Consider the following 22,870-nt stretch of genomic DNA (forward strand, 5'->3'; position numbering starts at 1 on the left):
ATGAATAATAATTTCATAATAATTTTCTGCCGTTCTATCATTCTCCCATAAAACTATTATAACAGAAAAAGGAAAAGCAATCACATGCTTTTCCTTTTTCCCTTCAAATGCTATAGAAGTATATAGAATAATTTTACTTATTCTCCTTATATAATTTAATAAACAGATTTTCAAAATCCGCCTCTGTAAATATGACTGGATTATCAAAAGTTTCTTCTGCATTTGCTGCTGTATGAGCAAGTCTCTTAAAATCCTTTGGATCCACAACATCCAATTCACAGAACTTTGGTATATTTAATCTTTCAGCCAATTCTTCCATATAGTCAACACCTGCATATGCTGCCTCTTCAACTGTTTTTCCTTCTACAACAACCCCGAGGAATCTGGCTACATCTGCATATTTTTCCGGTGCTCCTGGAACACTTAATCGACTGACTTCTGGAAGCATCATTGCATTGGCAACTCCATGAGGAATATCATAATATCCACCCAGTGCCTCTGAAATAGAATGAACAGATGCCACATCTGAATTTCCAAAAGCTGCTCCCGCCATACAGCTTGCTGCCATCATATCAACATAAGCTTCTTCACTATTTTCTTCTACCGCTTTTACAAGACTCTTTCCTATGAGCCTGATGGCAGTTTCTGCCAATGCATCTGTAAATGGATTTGCCGCTTTACATACATATGCTTCTACTGCATGGGTCAATGCATCCATTCCTGTGGATGCCAGCAATCTTTTCGGAAGATTTATTAGAACATCTGGATCAAGTACAGCAACTTTTGCGCTGACCTCATCTCCCCAGATACAGTCCTTTTCCAGTGTTTTTGTATTATTTACAATAGACTCATGGGTAACTTCACTTCCTGTTCCACAAGTTGTAGGGACACAAATCAAAGGGGTTATTACATTTTTAAGGTTTCCTTCTCTCCAGTCTTCACATTTCCCGCCATTTTCAAGAATTGCCCCTATTGCCTTGGCTGTATCAATGGCTGATCCTCCACCTACTGCAACCATAGAATCAATTTGCTGTTCTTTTGCAAAAGCTGCTCCCCGCTCAATATCCACATCTCTTGGATTCGGAACAATTTCTGACCACAAAATATATTCTATATTTTTCGCTTTAAAATCTTCAAAAACAGGATCAAGCAAACCTGTATCAAGCATTGGCTTATCTGTTACGATTAATGTTTTCTTCCCTATCTTTGCCGCCTCGTCAGCTACCTGTCTGATAGCTCCACGTTCAAATATAATTTTAGTCGGCATATAAAATTTAAATGGTTGAATCATATTTTTCTCCTTCAATATATTTATCCTAGTACAAATCCTGCTACCAGATACATTACACCGGAAATAACTGCCGAAATAATAAAATATGGCTGACAGGCAATATACTGTTCATATATCTTTACACCACAGGATCTTGCTGATACTACTCCAAGGTCAGATACAACACATGCATTAGCACCAAACAGACTTGCAGAAATCAACGCCCCTAAACATAACGGAACGTTTGCCCCCATATTACTAAGTACGACCATTAGAACTGGAATTGCTATCTGGAACAATGTATAATTCAGACTAAATAAATATTCTTCGCAGCAGAAAAATACAAAAATCAGGAACGGTATCAGACTTGGAATAGGTATTGCATTACAAACCCCCTGTACAAATGCTTCCATGCCCATAGCATACATTACTTCCTGCATACAATATCCGATCATCAAGATCATGACCATATCCATCATGTCAAGAAATCCGTCAACTGTACATTGTACATAATCACTAATTGTCATCAATCCCTGAAGTACATATAATACTCCGGTAAAAATTGCAGCAATACCAAATGCCAGATAACAGTTTAAATCCGTTGCAATCAGTGCAACTACAATTACAATAATCGGAAGAATCAGATTTAATACACTGACATTTTGCGTTCTTGGATTATTTTCGTCAAACCCATCATCTTCGTCATCATCTTCACCACCATCAATTGCACCCATCTGGATTCCTTCTTCTTCCATCATCTGATATGCTTTTTTCATTGGTCCGATTTTTGGAAAAATTCCAACAGCAAATAATAGTGCAATCACACAGGCAACAATACAATAAAACATAAACGGAATCGTCTGTATGAAAATATGCGTTGCTTCTGCACGGCTTTCAACATTTTTTGCATTTGCAATCTGATAGATTACAAAATATCCCCATGCGCCAAATGGAAGCATTTCTGAAACATTGATACTTAATGTTCGAACAACATATGCCAACGCCAGTTTAGGTTTTCTAATCGCTTCCATCAGTGGAGAAAAAGACGCTCCTGCAGTTAAAGCCGATACATAATCATCAATAGATGTTGCTCCCGCATATACTCCAGATGCCGCAAGAATCATTTTCTCATTTTTACCAAATCGGGATGTAATAAAATCTGCAAATGCCTTTGTACTTCCGCTTCGCTTCATGGCAATGATGATTCCTCCACATAAGAAAAAGGACATATACATCTGTATATCTTCTTCATCTGCAAGAACTACCATTAAATCATCAAAGAAACCACCTACACATCCTAATTTGTACCATAAAATATAAGATGAAAACGTACCCAGTATCAAACTGCTCATTACATCTTTTGTTGTCAGCGCATAAACAAACAGTACAACAATTGGTGCAAGAATCAGAATATTTCCTTCGATCATACTTTTGGGCAACAGAAAAAATATAATATTCATGATCAGATAAAAAGACCATAGTTTTACCATTTTAGGATCAATTTGTTTTGGATTCATATAATACAGAATCCTTTTGATTATATTTTTTTCACTCATATTTTTCACTTCCTATCTTTCCAAAAGAAAAGGACATAAGCAGCTATTGCGCCATATCCTTTTCTTTCATCATTTTAACGGTCTGCCTTAAAACGGTCATATCGTAAAGGACTGATATCTACAATGGTATCTTCTCCCACGACCATCTGTGCAAGCATAAGTCCTACTGCCGGTGCAGTTCCAAATCCATGTCCTGTAAATGCGCATGCCAGAATCAGACCAGGTACTTCTTCTACCGGGCTGATAACAGGAACACCATCAATACAAAGATCTAACCATCCACCCCAACTTCTTACAATCTTAGCATCTTTCAGTGCCGGGATATATCCCATGATCGCACGACATCCTGCTGACATCGTTAAAGAAGATGTTCTAAGATCTGTTAACTCTTTATCTGCAGCTTCTTCAAGTCCACATTCAGAACCAAATACAAAAGATCCGTGAGCAGCCTGATGTCCATAGAAATCTGCATCTGCGGTTCCAAGCATTTGTTTAAACATTGGTGGCTGCATTTCTGTAACCAGAGCTTCTTCAAAATATTTAGTCATAGGAATATCAATACCTACAGTTCTTGCAATTTCTCTGCTTTCATATCCTGCTGCAAGGATAATAGTTTCTCCTTCAAATACAGTGCCATCAACTGTTATAACTTTTCTTGCCTTTCCTCTTACCTTTTCAATTTTCTTTACAGGTGCACCTTTGATAAAAGATACTCCTAATTCTACTGCTCTTTTGTAATATGCCAGAGTTGTCATCATTGGATTTGCATGTCCATCTGTTGGACACCAGCTGGCTCCAATGATATCATCAGATAAATATGGATTAATTTCTTTTACTTCTTTTGCATCAATCATTCGCACATCCAGACCAACACTCTGTGCATTTGTTGCCAGCTGATTTAACTTCTTTAAATGTGCTTCTGTTTTTCCAAGACGCAGGTTTCCTTCCTGACAGTACTCCACATCTACCCCTAATTCTTCAGATAAAGTAGGCCACATATTTTTGATAGCATACATAGCATATGGAAGTTCTCTCACATCACGTCCAGACTGACGGACACCTCCACCATTTCGACTGGATCCTCCATGCCCAATACTATCAGAAGCTTCTAATACAATAACATCTTTTACTCCGCGTTTTGCAAGATAGTATGCTGCTGCACAACCATTAACACCGCCACCGATAATTATTACTTCTGCTGTCTGTTTCATTACTGGTCACCTCCATCTCTTCCAAGAATCTCCATTGTCATCGGACGCATTGGAGCTCTTGATACTGCAGGCTCCAATTCAGCAGGAGATATCTTTAATTCTCTTGCAACAATTCCTTTTACCAGTTTTCCACAGGTCTGTCCCTGACAAAGTCCCATTCCACTTCTTAAAAAACGACGAATTTCTTCTATTGTAAACATTCCCGCATGAACTGCCTGTCTGATTTCTCCTTTGGTCACTTCCTCACAGCGACATACTAACATATCATCATCCGGCTGCGGTACATATTCTCCAATTTCTTTTAATTTATCATCTACACTAATCATATCCGCATCCTCCTATCTTTTGAAAAAGCGAGCTTTATCAACCATATCTGCCGGTACTTTAATCGTTAACAGATTGGTATGATCAAATGCTTTTGCACTTTTGACACCAATAACTTCTGCTTCACAAACCGGGCTTCCACTACGGTCAAATGCCATTCCTTTGTCACCTTTTTGTGGCAGAGGCAAAAATTCATATGGCATTGTAACACTTGCATATCCTTCCTCGTATCCTTCATCGATCAGGAAGATTGCCTGTCCGGAACAAGAAGCTACACACATTCCACATCCGATACATTCTTTTTCCACATCTACAACTGGAAGAGATGTGATATTTTCACCAATGCTAATGCATCCTTTTGGACATGCATCCTGACAAGGATTACATGGGATGTTCTGTGTACATTCCATTACCGGATGAACACCTAATTTTTTTACAAAACCAGGATATCTTGCGATTTCATCATCAGCTACATATCCTTTTTTCAAAAGATTGGTAGAAATTTCAATTCCTTCTTCTGTTTCTTTTATAATCTTACCTCTGTTTTCAGGAGCAAACATACCTTTACGGAGACTTCCTAAAGCATGTTCCAACGCTTCGCATTGTGTCAGACGTTCTTCCTCTGTCAGATATCCTGCAGATGCTGCAATGGAGACACCGGCTATCCTTCCTTCAATCATAGCTGAACTTGCTTCTTCAATACTGGAAACATCACCTGCTGCAAAAATTCCATCCACAGATGTCTGTCCAAATTCATCACATTCCGGAATATATCCACCTGGTGTATCCAACATTTTACATCCTGCCTGTTTTAATAACTGAGAGCTAGGTGACAATCCAACTGCCACACAGATGGTATCAACATCAAAATGTTTTTCTGTTCCAGGAATAAACTGGAACTTATCATCTACTTCTGCAATGGTGACTCCAGTTACATATTCGTCACCTTCTGCTTCTTTAATTGTATGGGATAAATAAAATGGCACGCCACAACGAGATACTTTAGATGCATGAACTCCATATCCACCAACTCTTGGAGCTGCATCTACCAGTGCTACTACTTCACATCCTGCCTGTAACAGCTGATAACTTACAACCAATCCTACATTTCCTGTTCCAAGCATCAATACTTTTTCTCCTGGCATTACATGGTGAAGATTCATCATTGTCTGTGCTGCACCGGCACCAATAACTCCAGGTTTAGTCCATCCCTTGAATGTAACCATATTTTCACTGGCTCCTGTTGCTACCAGAATGGAATCACCTTTAAAATGTTTTACCTGATCTCCAATTTTTACTGTAATTTCTTTTTCAGGATACAATCCAATAACTGTTGCATTTAAAACAACTTCTACTCCATATTCCTCAGCTTCTTTTAATAAATCTTCTCCAATTTTGAAACCTCGGATTTTAGCTCTATGTTCTTTGGATCCAAAAAATTTATGAATCTGTTTAAACAGCTGTCCGCCTGGTTTTGCATTTTCGTCAAAAACAATTGGTTTCATTCCACATTTTGCGGCTTCAATGGCAGCAGATAACCCTGCAGGTCCTGCTCCGATTACAATCAAATCATATCTTTTCATTATAGGCTGCCTCCTTCCTCTTTTGCTGTAACTCCATATTGAGTCTGCACTGTCATCCCCTCTTCCAATGGAGTAATACAAGTTCTCACATTTGGCTGTCCATTTACGATCATAACGCAGTCTGTGCATCGTCCAATCGCACAAAAAATACCTCTTGGCTCATGACGTTTCTTTGTATATCTATGTACCATAACCCCTGCAGCTTTCAATGCTGCAGCAATCGGTTCACCTTCCATTCCTTCCATTTCTTTTCCATCAAAATAAAACTTTACCACTTTTTTTTCTGGTGCAGTTCCTAAAATTGGATGTTCTTTAATTCTACCCATGTTATTTCCTCCTATCTTTATATTAAAAGGCTACTGGTTCTTCCCATAAATTAAGCATTGTTCCAATGCCTTTCTTTTTTGCCTTATGATAACACTCATAAGCCCATGCTACGTCTTGAATTGGCATTCCTTCTATGGATACAAGGAAGATTTCATCTTCTGATGTTCTTCCTTTACACTCTCCATTTACAATGTCTGCCAGATTCTTCACATCTTCTCTTTTGATCATGCCATCTCTGACCATAAACACAAAATCTTCTCCTATAGTTCCACAATTCTTTCTTGTTCCATCCGGATAAAAGTCATCTCCATCTTCCTGAGCGTATTCTTCATACATTCCCCAGTTGTCAACAACTTTGGAAAATTTCTTTTCATCTTCCCATGAAATATTTAATCCGTTGGTGGAAACAACAACTGCTCCAGGTTTTAACCACTCATATTTTAATTCCGGCCAATTTGGATATGTTACAGATGCTGCTTCACAAACAATATCCGCATCCTTCACTGCTTCCTGTACTGTAGCGCAAATCTCAATGTTCGTAATCTGAGGAAAATGCTCTTCAATAAATGTTTTCATCTTTTGTGCAGTTTTAGAAGTTGGAGTACTTCCTACCATTTTCACTGTATCAATTGTTGGAAACTTTGCAACAAAAGCTCTCATGGAAGAGCGATTGATAACGCCTGGACCAATAATTCCAACTGTTTTTGCATCCTTCTTGGCAAAGTATTTTGCTACCAGTCCTGGCATAGCACCTGTTCTCATAGAACTTAGCAAATTTGCAGACATATAACTGATCGGTGCTCCGGTCTCTACGTCATTTAAAGTTGCCATTAAAATAGATCTTGGATAACCTTTTGCACGGTTTCTTCCATTTGATCCATACCATTTCTGCCCTGCTACATGAAATCTTCCTCCCAGATATGCCGGCATTGCTATAAAACGACGATCTCTGGAATCTTGCAGCGGAAAATCTTTAATATCAGATTCTTTAGGAAATTCCAACATCAATCCATGTGCATTGTGATCAGAACCTCCCATCAGATAATCACCTTTTCCTAAAAGTGATACCACCTCTTCCATTACATCGACACATTTTCCCGCATCCAATACTCCAGCCTTAATCATATCCTGTTCATTCAAATATAAAAAATCAATCCTTGCGTCACTCATCATATCCTCCTTTTTATTATGGCGAACATTGAAATTTTCAGAAAACTTAAAAAAAGGAACACTATAGGTGTTTTACAACCTCAGTGCTCCTTTGCGCTGTTTTCTTTGTCTAAACGCATTATATAGTCTAGTATTATACTAGAGTCAATAACTTTTTTCCCAATTTTTTTCAATTTATGTTAGAATATCAATAAACAAGTCGTATAAAAAGGAAAAAAAAATGAACGAAGAAATATATTTTAAAATAGGTGAACTATCAAAGTTATACAATATAGGTGTGGACTCTATCCGTTATTATGAACAAGTGGGACTTTTACACCCAAAAAGAGATCCAAACAATAATTATCGATTATACACTTTGGAAGATATCCGAAAATTAACAATGATTCGAGAATTGCTGGCTTTGAATATGCCTTTAGAACAAATCAAAAATTTCGATGACCATCGTACCGTCGAAAATTCTATCAAATTATTAAAGACAGAATTGGATATCATTGATGAATCCATTGAAAAGCTGGTTCAGAACAAGAACAGTATCCTGAACCGTCTTTCAAATATTCAAAGTGCTTTGGAAAAAACAAAATATCTTAACCAAATTCGTACCCTGGACTTACCTGTACGTGATTGTGTTATGATCAGTGATACGAATCTTCCCAACGATTATGTTGATTATGCTGTTACACAATATATGCAAAATCATCACCAGGATATACATACCATTGGTGCATGTGACTGCTATACTCTGGATGTAAAAAACAGTAATCCAAAATCTAAACAATTGAGAACAAAAAATGTGTTTTTTTATTCTCCAAAGCCAATGTGTGATAGCAACTATACTCTTCCGGCAGGAAAATACCTTTCTGTCATATATTCCGGCAGCTATGATTACACAAAAGAATGGGTAAATAAAATGTTTCTTTATGCCAAAGAACATTCTTTAAAGATCATATCTGATCCCATTGAATTTGGTTATATTAATGAATATGAAACCACCGATGAAAATGAAAATATCATTGAAGTCCAGATGCAGATTAAGTCTTAATCTGCATCTGCACACAAAAAAAATAGAGGCTGCCACTATAGCAACTTACCCAGTTACCCTGATGACAGCCCCAATTAAAAATTACCAAGAGATTCTCTATATTATTCTGATTTTCCCACGAATCTGATTCTTTACTTTCGCTTAGTGTCCAGCGTCTACATCATACCCATTCCTGGTGCTCCTGCTCCTGCTGGCATTGCTGGTGCTTCTTCTTTGATGTTTGCAACTACAGATTCTGTTGTTAACAGAGTTGATGCTACAGATGTTGCATTCTGTAATGCACTTCTTGTAACTTTGGCTGGATCAATGATTCCTTTTTCGATCATATTTCCATATTCCTCGTTCAGTGCATCAAATCCAATTCCAATTTCCTGTTCTTTTACTTTATTTACAATAACAGCTCCTTCTAATCCACCGTTTACTGCAATCTGGAATAATGGTGCTTCTAATGCTTTTAAGATGATATTTGCACCTGTTTTTTCGTCTCCTTCCAGATCTTTTGTTGCTTCTGCAACTTTCTTGGAAGCATGAATATATGCTGATCCTCCACCAAAGATGATTCCTTCTTCTACTGCTGCTTTTGTTGCTGCTAAAGCATCTTCCAGACGAAGTTTACTTTCTTTCATTTCTGTTTCTGTTGCTGCTCCAACACGGATAACTGCTACTCCACCAGATAATTTAGCCAGTCTTTCCTGTAATTTTTCTTTATCAAATTCAGATGTTGTTTCTTCAATCTGACCTTTAATCTGTCCAATACGTGCCTGAATTGCATCTTTATCACCTTCACCGTCAACGATGACTGTATTCTCTTTTTCAACTTTGACAGATTTTGCACGTCCTAACTGATCTAAAGTTGCATCTTTTAAGTCCATTCCAACTTCTTCAGAAATTACTGTACCACCTGTTAAAATAGCGATATCTTCTAACATTGCTTTTCTTCTGTCACCATATCCAGGAGCTTTAACAGCACATACTGAGAATGTACCACGTAACTTGTTAACGATTAATGTTGTTAAAGCTTCACCTTCAATATCTTCTGCAATTATCAGTAACTTCTGTCCACTCTGTACGATCTGTTCCAGTAATGGAAGAATGTCCTGAATATTAGAAATCTTCTTATCTGTAATCAGAATATATGGATTTTCTAATTCAGCAACCATTTTTTCCATATCTGTTGAGAAATATGCTGATAAATATCCACGATCGAACTGCATACCTTCTACTAAATCTAATTCTGTTTTCATTGTCTTAGATTCTTCGATTGTAATAACTCCATCATTAGATACTTTTTCCATAGCATCTGCTACTAATTCTCCAACTTCTTCATCTGCAGCAGAGATTGCTGCTACTTTGGCAATCTGATCTCTTCCTGTTACCTGACTGCTCATTTCTGCGATTGCTTCTACAGCTGCTTCTGTTGCTTTTTTCATTCCTTTACGAAGAATAATTGGGTTAGCTCCTGCTGCCAGGTTTTTCATTCCTTCATTGATCATTGCCTGTGCAAGAACAGTAGCTGTTGTTGTACCATCTCCGGCAACATCATTTGTCTTTGTGGCAACTTCTTTTACTACCTGTGCTCCCATGTTTTCAAAAGCATCTTCTAGTTCGATTTCTTTTGCAATTGTCACACCGTCATTTGTAATTAATGGTGTTCCAAAAGATTTATCAAGAACTACATTACGTCCTTTTGGTCCGATTGTTACTTTAACTGTATCTGCTAACTGGTTTACTCCTGCTTCCAGTGCTTTTCTAGCTTCAATTCCGTATTTGATTTCCTTTGCCATAATTTACATACCTCCAAATGAATTATTCTACAACGGCTAAGATGTCATTCTGTTTTACGATAATGAATTCATCATCTTCTAATTTTACTTCTGTTCCTGCATATTTAGAATAAATTACTTTCTGTCCTACAGCAACTTCCATCTTCACATCTTCTGTTCCAGGACCAACAGCGATAACTTCTGCTTCCTGTGGCTTTTCCTGAGATGCTGTTGTTAAAACAATACCAGATTTTGTAGTTGTTTCTGCTTCTAACTGTTTCAGAACAACTCTGTCTCCTAATGGTGTTAATTTCATAATCGTATTACCTCCAAAAAAATTTTTAGAAAATTGTCATTTTTTATCTTTTATTGTTAGCACTCACTTTAACCGAGTGCTAACTCTATGTTTCTTAGTATAACACCGAGGAAAAAAAATGCAACCCCCTTTTTTATAAAAAATGTGTAAACTTTTCCACTGATGTAAATAAAAAAGAGACATCTTACTTTTTTATAAGACATCTCATTTTTTATTTCTACTATAAAATCTCACTTGCGAACTCGGACACATCTGGACGAAGCGCCAGCGAAGGAAGCGTTCCGAGAAGCATGTGAATTTTTTAACTTTAATATATCTTCATTCATTAAGTAACAAAAACAAGACATCTTATTTTTTTATAAGACATCTCATTTTTATTTCTACTATAAAATCTCACTTGCGAACTCGGACACATCTGGACGAAGCGCCAGCGAAAGAAGCGTTCCGAGAAGCATGTGAATTTTTTAACTTTAATATATCTTCATTCATTAAGTAACAAAAACGAGACATCTTATTTTTTTATAAGACATCTCATTTTTATTTCTACTATAAAATCTCACTTGCGAACTCGGACACATCTGGACGAAGCGCCAGCGAAAGAAGCGTTCCGAGAAGCATGTGAATTTTTGTTTTAATTTGGTTTATATGAACTCTTCAGATTTACAATTCGATTAAATACCAGATGATCTTCTGTGGTATCCTTTGTATCAATACAGAAATAACCGGTTCTCATAAACTGGAAACTGTCTCCTGGCTTGAATTCTTTCAAAGCAGGTTCTACATAAGCATTTTCAATAATCGTCAATGAATTTGGATTAATGTTCATAGTACCATCTTCTTCGTTATAAACACCTTTTTCTTCATCTACGATATTTTCATATAATCTTACTTCTGCCTGAACTGCTGTAGGAACTGCTACCCAGTGAATGGTTCCTCTGACCTTTCTTCCATCAGGACTGTTGCCACCTTTAGATGCAGGATCATAAGTACAGTAAACTGTCGTTACATTTCCATCTTCATCAGCATCATATCCTGTACAGGTTACAAAATATGCATTCATAAGACGAACCTCGTTACCTACATAGAGGCGACGATATTTTTTCGGTTTCTCAATCTTGAAGTCTTCTCTTTCAATATATAATTCTTTACAGAATGGAACAGTTCTTGTTCCCATCTCTTCATTTTCCTGGTTATTCGGCACTTCCACATATTCCATCTGATCATCTGGATAGTTTGTAATAACCAGTTTAATCGGATCTAGGATTGCTGCCATACGAGGTCTCTTTAACTTCAGATCATCACGGATACAATACTCAAGCATTGCATTATCCACTGAACTGTGACTCTTTGCTACTCCTACCAGTTCCATAAATTTACGGATAGCCTCAGGAGTATATCCTCTTCTTCTCAACGCAGACAATGAAACAAGTCTTGGATCATCCCATCCATCTACAACTCCATCTTCTACCAGTTTTTTAATATATCGTTTTCCAGTAACCACATTAGTCAGATATAATTTTGCAAATTCAATCTGCTTTGGCGGATTTTCAAATTCACATTCATTTACCACCCAGTCATATAATGGTCTATGATCTTCAAACTCTAAAGTACAAATAGAATGTGTAATTCCCTCAAAAGCATCTTCCAATGGATGGGCAAAATCATACATTGGATAAATACACCACTTGTTACCTGTATTATGATGTTCCATTCTGGCAATACGATAGAGAATCGGATCTCTCATATTCATATTACCTGATGTCATATCAATTTTGGCACGAAGTACTTTACTTCCATCCGGGAATTTACCATCACGCATATCACGGAATAACTGCAGATTTTCTTCCGGTGTACGATCTCGATATGGACTGTTCTTTCCAGGTTCTGTCAATGTTCCACGATATTCACGGATCTGTTCCGGTGTCAGATCACATACATATGCTTTTCCTTTTTTGATCAGAAATTCCGCACATTCATACATTTTATCAAAATAATCTGACGCAAAATAAATGTGTTCTTTGTAATCTGCTCCAAGCCATTCTACATCTTCTTTGATAGATTGAACAAATTCCTCTTTTTCTTTTGTTGGATTGGTATCATCAAATCGAAAATGAAATTCTCCATTATACTCCTGAGCCAATCCATAATTTAATAAAATAGACTTTGCATGACCAATGTGCAAATACCCATTTGGTTCTGGCGGGAATCTTGTAACCACTTTTTTACAATGTCCCTCTTCTATATCTTTATCAATAATCTGTTCTATAAAATTCTTTGATACAGTTTCTTCCATGTCTGTCCTCCATATGATATTTCTTTCCTTATCTTAAATTATCTGCACAATATAATCAAGTATATCTCCACATACTCTGTATTTTTCTCTTATCAGCCAATTAAATCCAAGGCTTCAAGAACATTTGATACGCCCATTAGTTTCATATTCGTGAAAATTTTTAATTGATCTACATTAGCCTGCGGCAGAATACATCTTTTAAATCCCAGCTTTTCAGCTTCCTTTATTCTTGCTTCCCCGCCAGATACTCCACGAATTTCTCCAACCAGTCCTACTTCTCCAAAAATAATCGTATCCTGCGAAATCGACATATTCTTGTAACTGGATGCAATAGCCATTATAACACCAAGATCAATTGCAGGTTCTCCAAGTCTCATTCCGCCTGCCAGATTCACATAGGCATCACAGCCTCCCAGTTGTAATCCAACTCGTTTTTCCAATACAGCCATTAGAAGATTCACTCTGTTATAATCAATACCTACCGCTGTTCTTCTGGGCATCTGAAAACTGGTAGGTGAAATCAATGCCTGAATTTCAATTAAAATCGGTCTGGTTCCTTCCATGGAACAAACTACTACAGAGCCAGATGCATCTAATGGTCTACCACTTAGCATGGTCTTAGAAGGATTCTCCACCTCCATCAGTCCATTTGAACACATTTCGAATACGCCTATTTCATTTGTTGAACCGAAACGATTTTTGACACCTCTTAAAATTCGATATACCGCTTCCCGCTCTCCTTCAAAATAAAGCACAGTATCTACCATATGTTCTAATGTTCTTGGACCCGCAACAACACCCTCTTTGGTTACATGTCCAACGATAAATACTGCAATATTCTCCTCTTTTGCAATTCGCATCATCTGTGATGTTACTTCCCGTACCTGGGACACACTTCCTGCTGCAGAAGATAATTCTTCACTGTACATAGTCTGAATAGAATCAATCACCACAAATTGTGGTTTAGTTTTCAGAATCGCACTGCAGATTGCATCTAAATCTGTCTCACAGAAAAGTAACATTTCCTGTTCAAATGTACCAATCCTTTCTGCGCGAATTTTAATCTGATGCATTGATTCTTCCCCGGATATATACAAGACTTTTCTACCCTGATTAGTAAGATTGCGGCATACCTGTAAAAGAAGAGTTGACTTTCCTATTCCAGGATCTCCACCTACCAGAGATAGAGAACCGGTCACAATTCCTCCTCCAAGTACACGATCTAATTCATGAATCCCTGTTGGAAATCGTTCTTCGTTTTGAACAGTAACCTCTGATATACTCATAGGAGAGGCAGAAGCCTTTACAGGCTTTGCCCCTCCTTTTTTGGCTGCTGTTATCTTTTCTTCTACAAAAGTATTCCATTGTTTACAGGCAGGACACTGTCCCATCCACTTGGAAGATTCATGACCACATTCACTGCAAAAATATACGGTCTTTTGCTTTGCCATAGATTCTCCCTGTCCTCTTATACTTTTATTGTTTCTTTACTCTTACTGAAACAGCTCTTCCTTCACTTAACTCTACTCCCATTGTTAATTTTCCGGCAAGGTTTGCTTTCATTGTTCCAATATTCGTATTATCAATATATACTTTATAATCCTGCTGTGGTTCCACCTCTAAAGTAACCTGAACATCACTGTCAGATTCTATATCAAATGCAACCCCATCTGTTGTAGCTACAAAATTATGTACTGCTGAACCAGGTACAGATTCAAAAATCAGCTGTCCATTCTTATCCAGCTTTGTCATTGTCTTAAATGTTTTAATTTTGTAGATATCTCCTTCAAATTCGATATCACCTTTTTTAGCTTTTGCTGCTAATGTGTAGTCACCAAAGCAAAGGGTTCCATTCTCTTCGCTGCGAAATAATTCAGTTACCACTGCCATTGTTTTATCCTCCTATTAATGTTTGGTTACGCACCGTTTATACTTTTATTATTATATAATATTTCTTATTTATTTACTAGCTTCCTTTACAGAAAATGTCAGTTTTTTATCTTTCTTACCAATAGTCATCTGACTGCCATTTTTTAATCTTCCTTCTAATATCCAGTCTGCAAGAACATCTTCAATTTCACTTTGAATGACTCTCCTAAGAGGTCTTGCTCCATAGTTCTCATCATAGCCTTTCTCTGCCAGCCAGTCCAGGGCACCTGGAGTTACTTTCAGGGAAATCTGATAACTGTTCATCAAACGACTTTTAACATCACTAATAAATAATTTTGCAATTTCTCTTACTTCTTCTTTTGTAAGCACTGCAAATACAATAGTTTCATCAATTCTATTGAGAAACTCTGGTCTGAAAATCTGTTTAACTTCTTCCATTACACCTTTAGTCATGATTTCATGATTCTTCTTTTTATCCATAGATGCAGCAAATCCCAACTGTTTTGGTGCAATAATACGATTGGCACCTGCATTGGATGTCATAATAATCACTGTATTTTTAAAATCTACCTGTCTTCCGTTGGAATCTGTAATATGTCCATCATCAAGTACCTGAAGAAGAATATTAAATACATCAGGATGTGCTTTTTCAATTTCATCAAATAGAATAACAGAATATGGATGCCTTCGAATCTGCTCACTTAGCTGTCCTCCTTCACCAAATCCTACATATCCTGGAGGAGATCCGATAATCTTTGACACACTATGCTTTTCCATATATTCTGACATATCTACACGAATCAGGTCCTCTTCCCGTCCGAACATTGCTTTTGCCAGTGTTTTAGATAATTCTGTCTTACCAACTCCTGTTGGACCAAGAAACAGGAATGATCCAATTGGGCGCTTTGGATCTTTTAATCCAACTCTGCTTCTTTTGATTGCTTTTGCCACAGCTTTAACCGCCTGGTCCTGTCCAATCACCTGCTTGTGCAATTCTTTTTCCAGATTACGAAGACGTTCCAGATCTCCTTTTTTCAACTGATTAACAGGAATTTTTGTCCACAAAGCAATTATATTTTCAACATCTTCTTCATTAATCTCAGGAATAATATTCTGCTTTTTGTTTATTCTTTTAATTTTGCTGTCTAAAGCTTTCTGCAGTTTCAGTTTTTCTTCTTTAATTTTTCTGGCTTTTACCATATCCCCGTCAGAGATTGCTTCTTCTGTTTGTTGCACCAGCATTTCGATCTGGTTTTTTTCCTCATAAAAATCTTCAGAATTTTTCAACAGTCCCATACGTTTCCTTGCACATGCTTCATCTAATAAATCAATTGCTTTATCTGGCAGAAAACGGTCACTGATATACCGATCTGATAATGTAACCATAAAATTTATAATCTCATCTGGTACCAGCACTCTATGATAATCCTCAAATCTGTATTTTAATCCTTTTAAAATCGTCACAGTCTGTTGAATGGATGGTTCTTCAATTCTAACCGGCTGAAATCTTCTTACAAGCGCTGCATCTTTTTCAAAATACTTTGTATATTCCTCGCTGGTAGTTGCCCCGATCAGCTGAAAATCTCCTCTTGCCAATGCAGGTTTTAATATATTGGATGCATCCATTGCCCCTTCTGAGCCACCTGCTCCAATCATTGTATGAATCTCATCTATAAATAAAATAATTGACGGATCCTCTGTTACTTCCGTAACGATTCTCTTCATACGCTCTTCAAATTCTCCACGATATTTTGTTCCCGCAATGACCCTTGTCAAATCTAATGAAAGAATTCTCTTATTTTTCAAAAGTGATGGTACCATACCACTTGAGATTTTCTGTGCCAATCCCTCTACAATTGCTGTTTTACCAACACCAGGATCTCCGATAAGACATGGATTATTCTTGGTGCGACGGCTTAAAACCTGCATTAGACGTTCCAGTTCTTCTATCCTTCCAATAACAGGATCCAGCTGTCCTTCTAAAGCCTTTTCTGTCAGGTCAGTGCTGTACTGCTCCAGTATAGTATCTCCTGATCCCTCTCCCTCATAAATATCTGAATTGATTGCTTCTGTAAACTCCGCTTTGGCGACTTTATAATCCATTCCTGCCGTCACAAGGATATCTGTATAGATTCCATCCAGTGCAATCTTATTCTTTTTTAACACTTCCAGTGCTTCATTATCTCCATCTCGAACCATAGCCATTAAAATATGTTCTGTTCCAATAGCATCACATCCATATTTTAATGCAGTTTCACCTGCAATTTCTAAAATTGCTTCGCTTTTTGGGGTAAGAGAGGCTTTTCTTCTTCCATCTTGAGGTCGAGTTGCCTTTTGCTGCACAAATTCCTCCAGCATATCTCTGGTAAGACCATGCATTTTTAATGCTTCACTGGCTAAAGATCCATCAGTCCCGTATAATCCGAGAATCAGAAAAATACTGCTAATATCTTTAAATCCCAGATATTTTGCAATTTCTTTTCCTTCTTCTATAGCTCTTGCAGCAAGTTTGGTAAATGGTAATCTGTTCATAATCCCTCCTGATTTCTATCTAGCTTTTGATACATGCAGTCAACAAGATAACACATCTCTTCTTTCGTAATCCCCTTGCAGACAGCTTCTGCAACCAGCAGCTGGAGATTCTCTCCAATTGCTTCCAGTTCTTTTTGTTTCTCTAAAGTTTCAACGCTGACTACTGCACCTTTTCTTCGGTCTAATTTCAAATATCCTTCTTCTCTTAAAATAGCATATGCTTTATTTACAGTATGCATGTTTACACCTAATATCTGTGCCAGCTGACGTACAGAAGGAAGTGATTCACCATCTGCAAATTCTTCACATGCTATTCCTAATATAATCTGATTTCGAAGCTGGACATAGATTGCTTCATCACTATTGAAATCAATCTCCAATACCATATGCAATCCCTTCTTTCTATTTTTTACTTTTCTTTAGTTTGTGTTATACTCAGACTATAATAAAAGGCACAGCCTGTCAAGAAAAAAAAGATCACAGACAATTCTTGTCCATGATCTTTACTCATACTATTTCTAATTTGCAATTCCTCTTTTTCTTCGAGTCGCATAATACATGCTATTTTCCATAGCCATAACTTTTTCAACCGGCACGCTTTTAAACACTGGAAGCTTCATTTTATATTTAATCCAGAAAAATGCGTATACTGCCAATATTCCAAAAACTACAATAGTCAAAAGCCATATGGTATGTTTTTCTGTTGGATCAGTAGAAATATTTAAAATCATATAAACTGTACCCAGAATTCCAATAATCTGTAAAATTCCTCCACCTGGACTTTTGAAAGAACGAGGTGCTTTAGGAAGCCTCTTCCTTAGGATTAATACATCAATATGTGCAAAAATATAAGAAATCATCCAAAATACTGATCCCACTAAAATCATGAAACTGATGGCATCTGTAGAACCATTACTTGCAATGGCAAACACTGTAATGGCAATACTGACAAACCATACTCCAACATATGGAACTCCATTTTTATTAGTCTTTGCAAAACACTGTGGCATCATATTCATCTTTGCCATTCCCTGACATATACTAGATAGCCCCTGCACCCCGGAATTCTGAGAGCTTATAACTGCCAGAGCTGCAACAAATGCCATCCAGATTTTTCCTGGCTGTCCAAGAAGTTTTACGCCATATAACAGATGTGGTGCTGCAGAGTCCGCCAGTTCTCCCCAATCTGTATAATTATGAAATCCAAGTACCAGTATAGACTGAACAAGACAAATTAATGCCAGACCAAGCATCATTCCCAAAGGTACATTTCTCTTAGCATTTTTTACCTCTTTTGAAATCGGTATTGCATATTCTGCACCAATGAACAGCCAAAATGCAACTGCTGTCATAGAAATGACAGATTTAAAATCGGTTGCCATACTCCATGGCTGATGGACCATTTTTCCTGTTCCTAATCCCAATGCTCCCATAAGCCCCATCAGAGCCATAGAACCAATCAGCAGATACGCAACCAGATCCTGAATCTTAGCGAACATATCCACACCTCTTAAATTTGCAATCAGCAACACTACCGTCATCACAAGAGTATAAATAATTCGCGGAATCGGCAGATGAAATGTCTGTTCCATTGCATAAGCAAAAATTGATGCCTCTACTCCTGATGAAAGAACATTACACAGAAGATATCCTCCTACCATTGATATAAGCGTTGGGAAGGGTCCCATACTTGCCAGTGTATATTGTGCCAGTCCTCCTGTTGTATTCGGCATTAAAGCATTTAACTCTGAAAGTGATGCCACTGTTGTCATATTTAAAAGACAGGCCATAATCATTGCAAAAATAAATACAACACCTATGGTTCCAGCACCTTGTCCTAAAGAAACCAGACAGCTGGTAGCAATAACCAATCCTACGGAAACCGAAACAACATTTCTTAATCCCAGTTTTTTTTCATTTTCCATATGCGCCTCCAACTATAATGCATCTATTCCCTCATCACCGGTTCTCACTCTGATTACATTATCAATACCATATACAAAAATCTTTCCATCTCCGATATGTCCTGTATATAATTCATGTTTTACAATTTCGACAATTTCATCAACCTTTTCTTTTTCAACAACAATACTAATCTGCTGTTTAGGAAGCAATTCCATTTCATAATCATCGTCTACTTCGTATTCACGGGTTCCTTTTTCAATTCCGCATCCCAATACCTGAGTTACCGTCATTCCACGCACTCCAGCTTTACTTAAAACTGCTTTTAGATTTGGTAATTTTGACATTCCTGTAATAATTTCAATTTTTGATAAACTCATATCAAAGTCCTCCTGTGTTTTTCTTTTTATTATTTAGTAATTGCAAATATATTTCCGGCGTCATACCAGCAAAGGATTTAAAATCTTTTATCATATGAGATTGATCATAATATCCGCATGATGAGGCCATTTCCTCCATTTCACTGGATTTCCCCATTACATCCATTTGTTTTAATAAATTCTGAAATCGTACAAATCGTTCAAATACTTTTGGACTGATTCCATGAACTTTTTTAAATACTCTTCTTATATAGCATTCAGTATAACTGGTTTCATCAGCCAGTTGTTTTATACTGATATTTCCATGACTTTCGTAAATTCGTCTTTGAATATAATTTTCCAACAACATAGTTGGATCATTTTGCTGGAAGCCTTCTTCCTGATTCACTAAATACTTTTTTAAAAAAATATGTGCACGATTTCTCAGACTATCTTGTTCCTGCAATTCTTCTGTTAAATGATCTCCAAAATTGTTACCATCAATTTCCAAATCTTTATCAATGATCTGTTGAATCACTAATTCCTTTGGTAAAATACATTTTCCCGGCTGAAAGCGAACACCAAAGTATGTTTTTCCTTCAGTCAACGGCCAGTTTTTTGCCTGTAATACTGTTCCACCAATGTACGTTCGAACATTGTTCTGACCAATATCGAAAAGGAGATCCACACTTCCATCTGGAACTGCCTGAATCTGCTTCTCAGACTCATGTTCTATTGTAAACTCATAAAAATGAGAAATTCCATATTTTCTTTGCACCATTGAATGATATTTACTTGTATACATAGAAACATATGGCTGTACCATAACATCATATGGCACTTCTTTTTCCATAGCATTCACTCCTTCTGAATCTATGCCATTTCAGGAACATCCCAAAGAGGAAGTTCAATTCCAATTCCTTTCTTCAAAGCATTTTGATAAACGACATTTCCCCATGCAATATCTTCTACAGGCATTCCTCCTACAGAATAAATAATAATATCATCGTCACTTTCTCTTCCCGGATGATTTCCCATCATAATATCTGCAAGATCAATAATGTCATCTCTTTGGATTTTTCCTTCATGCATAAGATCTGTAAATTTAGACCCGATAATCTGTACCATTTCATAGCTAGGATATGGAAATTCTTCTGCCCATGCTTCATACAGTTTATAATTATCCACAACAAGTTTACAATCATTAATCAAAAAGTCATCGTCAAATCTCGCTGCAGAAGGCATGCAAATCAATGCACCTTTCTTCACCCATGCCTTGTCAATATACTGGAAATCTTTCTCTTTTACCGGAGCTGTTGTAGTCATACAGACAATATCACTATCTCGCACTGCTTCTTCTACTGTGTCGCATACTGTAATATTTTTAAGCTGTGGACACTCTTCTTTCACAAATTTCAAGAAGGAATCCATGGATTTTTTCCCACGACCTTTTACTTTCAATGTATCCAGATTTGGACATGTACTAACAAATGCTCTCAGAGAGGTTTTTCCCATAACTCCAGGTCCAACGATTGCAACCGTTGAAGCATCTTTTCTGGCAAGATATTTTGCCCCTACTCCTGGAATAGCTCCTGTACGATAACTGCTTACCAGATTTGCTGACATCATTGCCACTGGAGCTCCTGTATCTTTATCGTTAAGCATCATCATTAAAATGGATCGTGGCAACCCGCTTTTCTTATTTTCCACATTGGAGCCATACCATTTCATTCCTGCCATTTGTGTATCTCCTCCAAGATAAGCAGGCATTGCCATAAATCGACGGTCATCTGCGTTCTTTGGCATCCCCGGAAATTTCGGGTCATCAGGAAATGTCACCTGAGTTCCATGAGAATTGTGGTTATTTCCACCCATTACGTAATCACCTTTCTTAAGGGTAATCAACATATTCTCCATGACTTGCACACACTGGTCCATGTCTTTTACACCGGCTTTAATCATATCGGGTTCACTTAAATATAAAAATTTGATTTTTGTATCCATAATTTCCTCCCATAAAACAAAAAGATGCCTGCATAGAATACAGACACCTTTGACTGAACTTCGTTAATTTCTATAGTAATCATCTTATCACAGATACAAAATTATGTATTGTAAAAAACGATACTCATTTTTTACTTTTTTACTATACAGGATATGAAATAATTTTTCAAGAGTTTTTCATCTATATTTAATAATATCTTCTACGTCGTTCTCTCTCTCGTTGTCTTGCCTTCGCTTTCGCTCTTTGCCTTGCCTTTTCTCTTGCTATTGCCTTTCTTTTCAGATGAATTCTTCTTTTTACATAAAGAAAAAGCAAAACAATGAAAACAATCAAAATCCAATCATCTTTTATTTTCTCAATGGCAATTTTTAATATGTTACCTGTTTCTTTCATTATGGTTTTCTGAGTTTGGGTATTTTCTTCTACTGATTCTTTATTTTTTTGCTCTACACTTCTTTGCTGATAGACAGAAAAATCTTTATTTTCATCTATATATTTATATAACTTAATACTATCCTCATAAGCTTTTGCAGAATTTTGACTTTTTAAAATGACACAGGCAAGAACTCTATCATGAAGTCTGGCATAAGTAATCAAAGTTCCTCCAGCAGCTACAGTATAACCAGTCTTTCCTCCAAGGCAAGGTTCATAATAATACTCACTGCCTTCACGAATCATTCGATTCCCATTGATCCACGTCCGAGTATTCTTGGTCAGATTTGTAGCAGGCTGTTCATAGCGTACCGTCCCCATGATTTTCTGAAGAATTTCATTACAATACGCTGCCTGTGCAATTTTAGCCATATCCGATGCTGTCGTATAATGATTAGAATCATTCAATCCACTGGCATTTACAAAATTAGTGTCCGTACATCCCAGTTCTTTTGCCTTTTTATTCATCATTTGCGCAAAACCAGGAAGATCTCCACCTACCTCATAAGCCAGTCCATGAGCAACATCATTGGCAGAATGCAGCATCATAACATACAGACTTTCTTCCACCGTCATAATTTCTCCTGGTTTAATGTATGCAGCACTACTCCCCGATTCAATGGACAATAATGCCTCATTACTATATTCCACCGTATCATCAAGATCCCGATTTTCCAAAACAACCAATGCTGTCATGCATTTTGTAATACTTGCCGGATAATGTTTAATATCCGGATTTTTTTCATATAATACATCACCTGTTTCTACATCAATGACAATTGCGGATTCTCCCACAATTTTAGGAGCACTCTCCACTGCTGAAACAGGAGATGTGGAAAATGATGCTGTTAATAATATGATCAATATATTTATAATTCGTTTTATTTGTTTCATA

Annotated in this window: 20 protein-coding genes; 1 reads left to right on the forward strand and 19 read right to left on the reverse strand. The window is 37.0% G+C overall.

What is annotated here, in order from left to right:
- Nucleotides 1-133: 133 nt before the first annotated feature.
- The 7 genes from KTB61_RS03805 to KTB61_RS03835 form a co-directional block, all read right to left on the reverse strand.
- Nucleotides 134-1,291: an iron-containing alcohol dehydrogenase gene (locus tag KTB61_RS03805; protein WP_216696834.1), complete on the reverse strand. Its 1,158-nt coding sequence runs from the start codon at nt 1,289-1,291 to the stop codon at nt 134-136.
- A 20-nt stretch (nt 1,292-1,311) separates the two neighbouring features.
- A complete protein-coding gene (locus tag KTB61_RS03810) occupies nt 1,312-2,826 on the reverse strand; it encodes a Na+/H+ antiporter NhaC family protein (RefSeq protein WP_216696835.1) in 1,515 nt (504 codons plus the stop codon).
- 74 nt (nt 2,827-2,900) lie between these two features.
- Nucleotides 2,901-4,037, reverse strand: coding sequence for an NAD(P)/FAD-dependent oxidoreductase (locus KTB61_RS03815; RefSeq protein WP_075760329.1), 1,137 nt, complete (start codon nt 4,035-4,037; stop codon nt 2,901-2,903).
- Nucleotides 4,037-4,363, reverse strand: coding sequence for a (2Fe-2S)-binding protein (locus tag KTB61_RS03820; RefSeq protein ID WP_075760328.1), 327 nt, complete (start codon nt 4,361-4,363; stop codon nt 4,037-4,039). The genes KTB61_RS03815 and KTB61_RS03820 overlap by 1 nt, the downstream gene beginning before the upstream one ends.
- A 12-nt stretch (nt 4,364-4,375) precedes the next feature.
- Complete coding sequence (locus KTB61_RS03825; protein ID WP_216696836.1) at nt 4,376-5,944, reverse strand: FAD-dependent oxidoreductase; 1,569 nt, start codon at nt 5,942-5,944, stop codon at nt 4,376-4,378.
- Nucleotides 5,944-6,270 (reverse strand): (2Fe-2S)-binding protein, encoded by a 327-nt coding sequence (locus tag KTB61_RS03830; RefSeq protein WP_216696837.1) that lies wholly within the window; start codon nt 6,268-6,270, stop codon nt 5,944-5,946. Before KTB61_RS03830 ends, KTB61_RS03825 begins: the two co-directional genes overlap by 1 nt.
- A 22-nt stretch (nt 6,271-6,292) precedes the next feature.
- Entirely contained in the window at nt 6,293-7,441 is a 1,149-nt protein-coding gene (locus tag KTB61_RS03835) for a tyramine oxidase subunit B (protein ID WP_216696838.1), read from the reverse strand.
- Between the two features lie 220 nt (nt 7,442-7,661).
- Here KTB61_RS03835 and KTB61_RS03840 point away from each other — a divergent pair, with 220 nt between their 5' ends.
- Nucleotides 7,662-8,483 carry a MerR family transcriptional regulator gene (locus KTB61_RS03840; protein WP_216696839.1) on the forward strand — a complete coding sequence of 274 codons (822 nt, stop codon included), beginning with the start codon at nt 7,662-7,664 and terminating at the stop codon, nt 8,481-8,483.
- 155 nt (nt 8,484-8,638) lie between these two features.
- Here the strand turns inward: KTB61_RS03840 and groL are convergent, their stop codons facing one another.
- From groL to KTB61_RS03900, 12 genes are all read right to left on the reverse strand, one after another.
- Nucleotides 8,639-10,267 carry a chaperonin GroEL gene (groL, locus tag KTB61_RS03845; RefSeq protein ID WP_216696840.1) on the reverse strand — a complete coding sequence of 543 codons (1,629 nt, stop codon included), beginning with the start codon at nt 10,265-10,267 and terminating at the stop codon, nt 8,639-8,641.
- A gap of 22 nt (nt 10,268-10,289) precedes the next feature.
- A complete protein-coding gene (locus tag KTB61_RS03850) occupies nt 10,290-10,562 on the reverse strand; it encodes a co-chaperone GroES (RefSeq protein WP_216696841.1) in 273 nt (90 codons plus the stop codon).
- Nucleotides 10,563-11,193: 631 nt separating this feature from the next.
- Nucleotides 11,194-12,855: a glutamine--tRNA ligase/YqeY domain fusion protein gene (locus KTB61_RS03855; RefSeq protein ID WP_216696842.1), complete on the reverse strand. Its 1,662-nt coding sequence runs from the start codon at nt 12,853-12,855 to the stop codon at nt 11,194-11,196.
- 92 nt (nt 12,856-12,947) lie between these two features.
- Nucleotides 12,948-14,306 (reverse strand): DNA repair protein RadA, encoded by a 1,359-nt coding sequence (gene radA, locus KTB61_RS03860; protein ID WP_075760321.1) that lies wholly within the window; start codon nt 14,304-14,306, stop codon nt 12,948-12,950.
- A gap of 25 nt (nt 14,307-14,331) precedes the next feature.
- Nucleotides 14,332-14,745, reverse strand: coding sequence for an endosialidase (locus KTB61_RS03865; RefSeq protein ID WP_075760320.1), 414 nt, complete (start codon nt 14,743-14,745; stop codon nt 14,332-14,334).
- A 69-nt stretch (nt 14,746-14,814) separates the two neighbouring features.
- Complete coding sequence (locus tag KTB61_RS03870; protein ID WP_216696843.1) at nt 14,815-17,277, reverse strand: ATP-dependent Clp protease ATP-binding subunit; 2,463 nt, start codon at nt 17,275-17,277, stop codon at nt 14,815-14,817.
- Nucleotides 17,274-17,663, reverse strand: coding sequence for a GntR family transcriptional regulator (locus KTB61_RS03875; protein ID WP_075760318.1), 390 nt, complete (start codon nt 17,661-17,663; stop codon nt 17,274-17,276). Before KTB61_RS03875 ends, KTB61_RS03870 begins: the two co-directional genes overlap by 4 nt.
- A gap of 132 nt (nt 17,664-17,795) precedes the next feature.
- Entirely contained in the window at nt 17,796-19,202 is a 1,407-nt protein-coding gene (locus KTB61_RS03880; RefSeq protein ID WP_216696844.1) for an APC family permease, read from the reverse strand.
- Nucleotides 19,203-19,214: 12 nt separating this feature from the next.
- On the reverse strand, nt 19,215-19,559 hold the full coding sequence (locus tag KTB61_RS03885) for a P-II family nitrogen regulator (protein WP_216696845.1): 345 nt from the start codon (nt 19,557-19,559) through the stop codon (nt 19,215-19,217).
- 1 nt (nt 19,560) lies between these two features.
- The gene (locus tag KTB61_RS03890; RefSeq protein ID WP_216696846.1) at nt 19,561-20,391 is read right to left on the reverse strand and encodes a helix-turn-helix domain-containing protein; all 831 of its coding nucleotides are present in this window, start codon (nt 20,389-20,391) and stop codon (nt 19,561-19,563) included.
- 20 nt (nt 20,392-20,411) lie between these two features.
- Complete coding sequence (locus tag KTB61_RS03895) at nt 20,412-21,542, reverse strand: tyramine oxidase subunit B (RefSeq protein ID WP_230973598.1); 1,131 nt, start codon at nt 21,540-21,542, stop codon at nt 20,412-20,414.
- Between the two features lie 187 nt (nt 21,543-21,729).
- A complete protein-coding gene (locus KTB61_RS03900; protein ID WP_216696847.1) occupies nt 21,730-22,869 on the reverse strand; it encodes a D-alanyl-D-alanine carboxypeptidase family protein in 1,140 nt (379 codons plus the stop codon).
- Between the last annotated feature and the right edge of the window lies 1 nt (nt 22,870).

It is taken from the genome of Anaerostipes faecalis, assembly GCF_018982945.1.
GTDB classification, from domain to species: domain Bacteria; phylum Bacillota; class Clostridia; order Lachnospirales; family Lachnospiraceae; genus Anaerostipes; species Anaerostipes faecalis.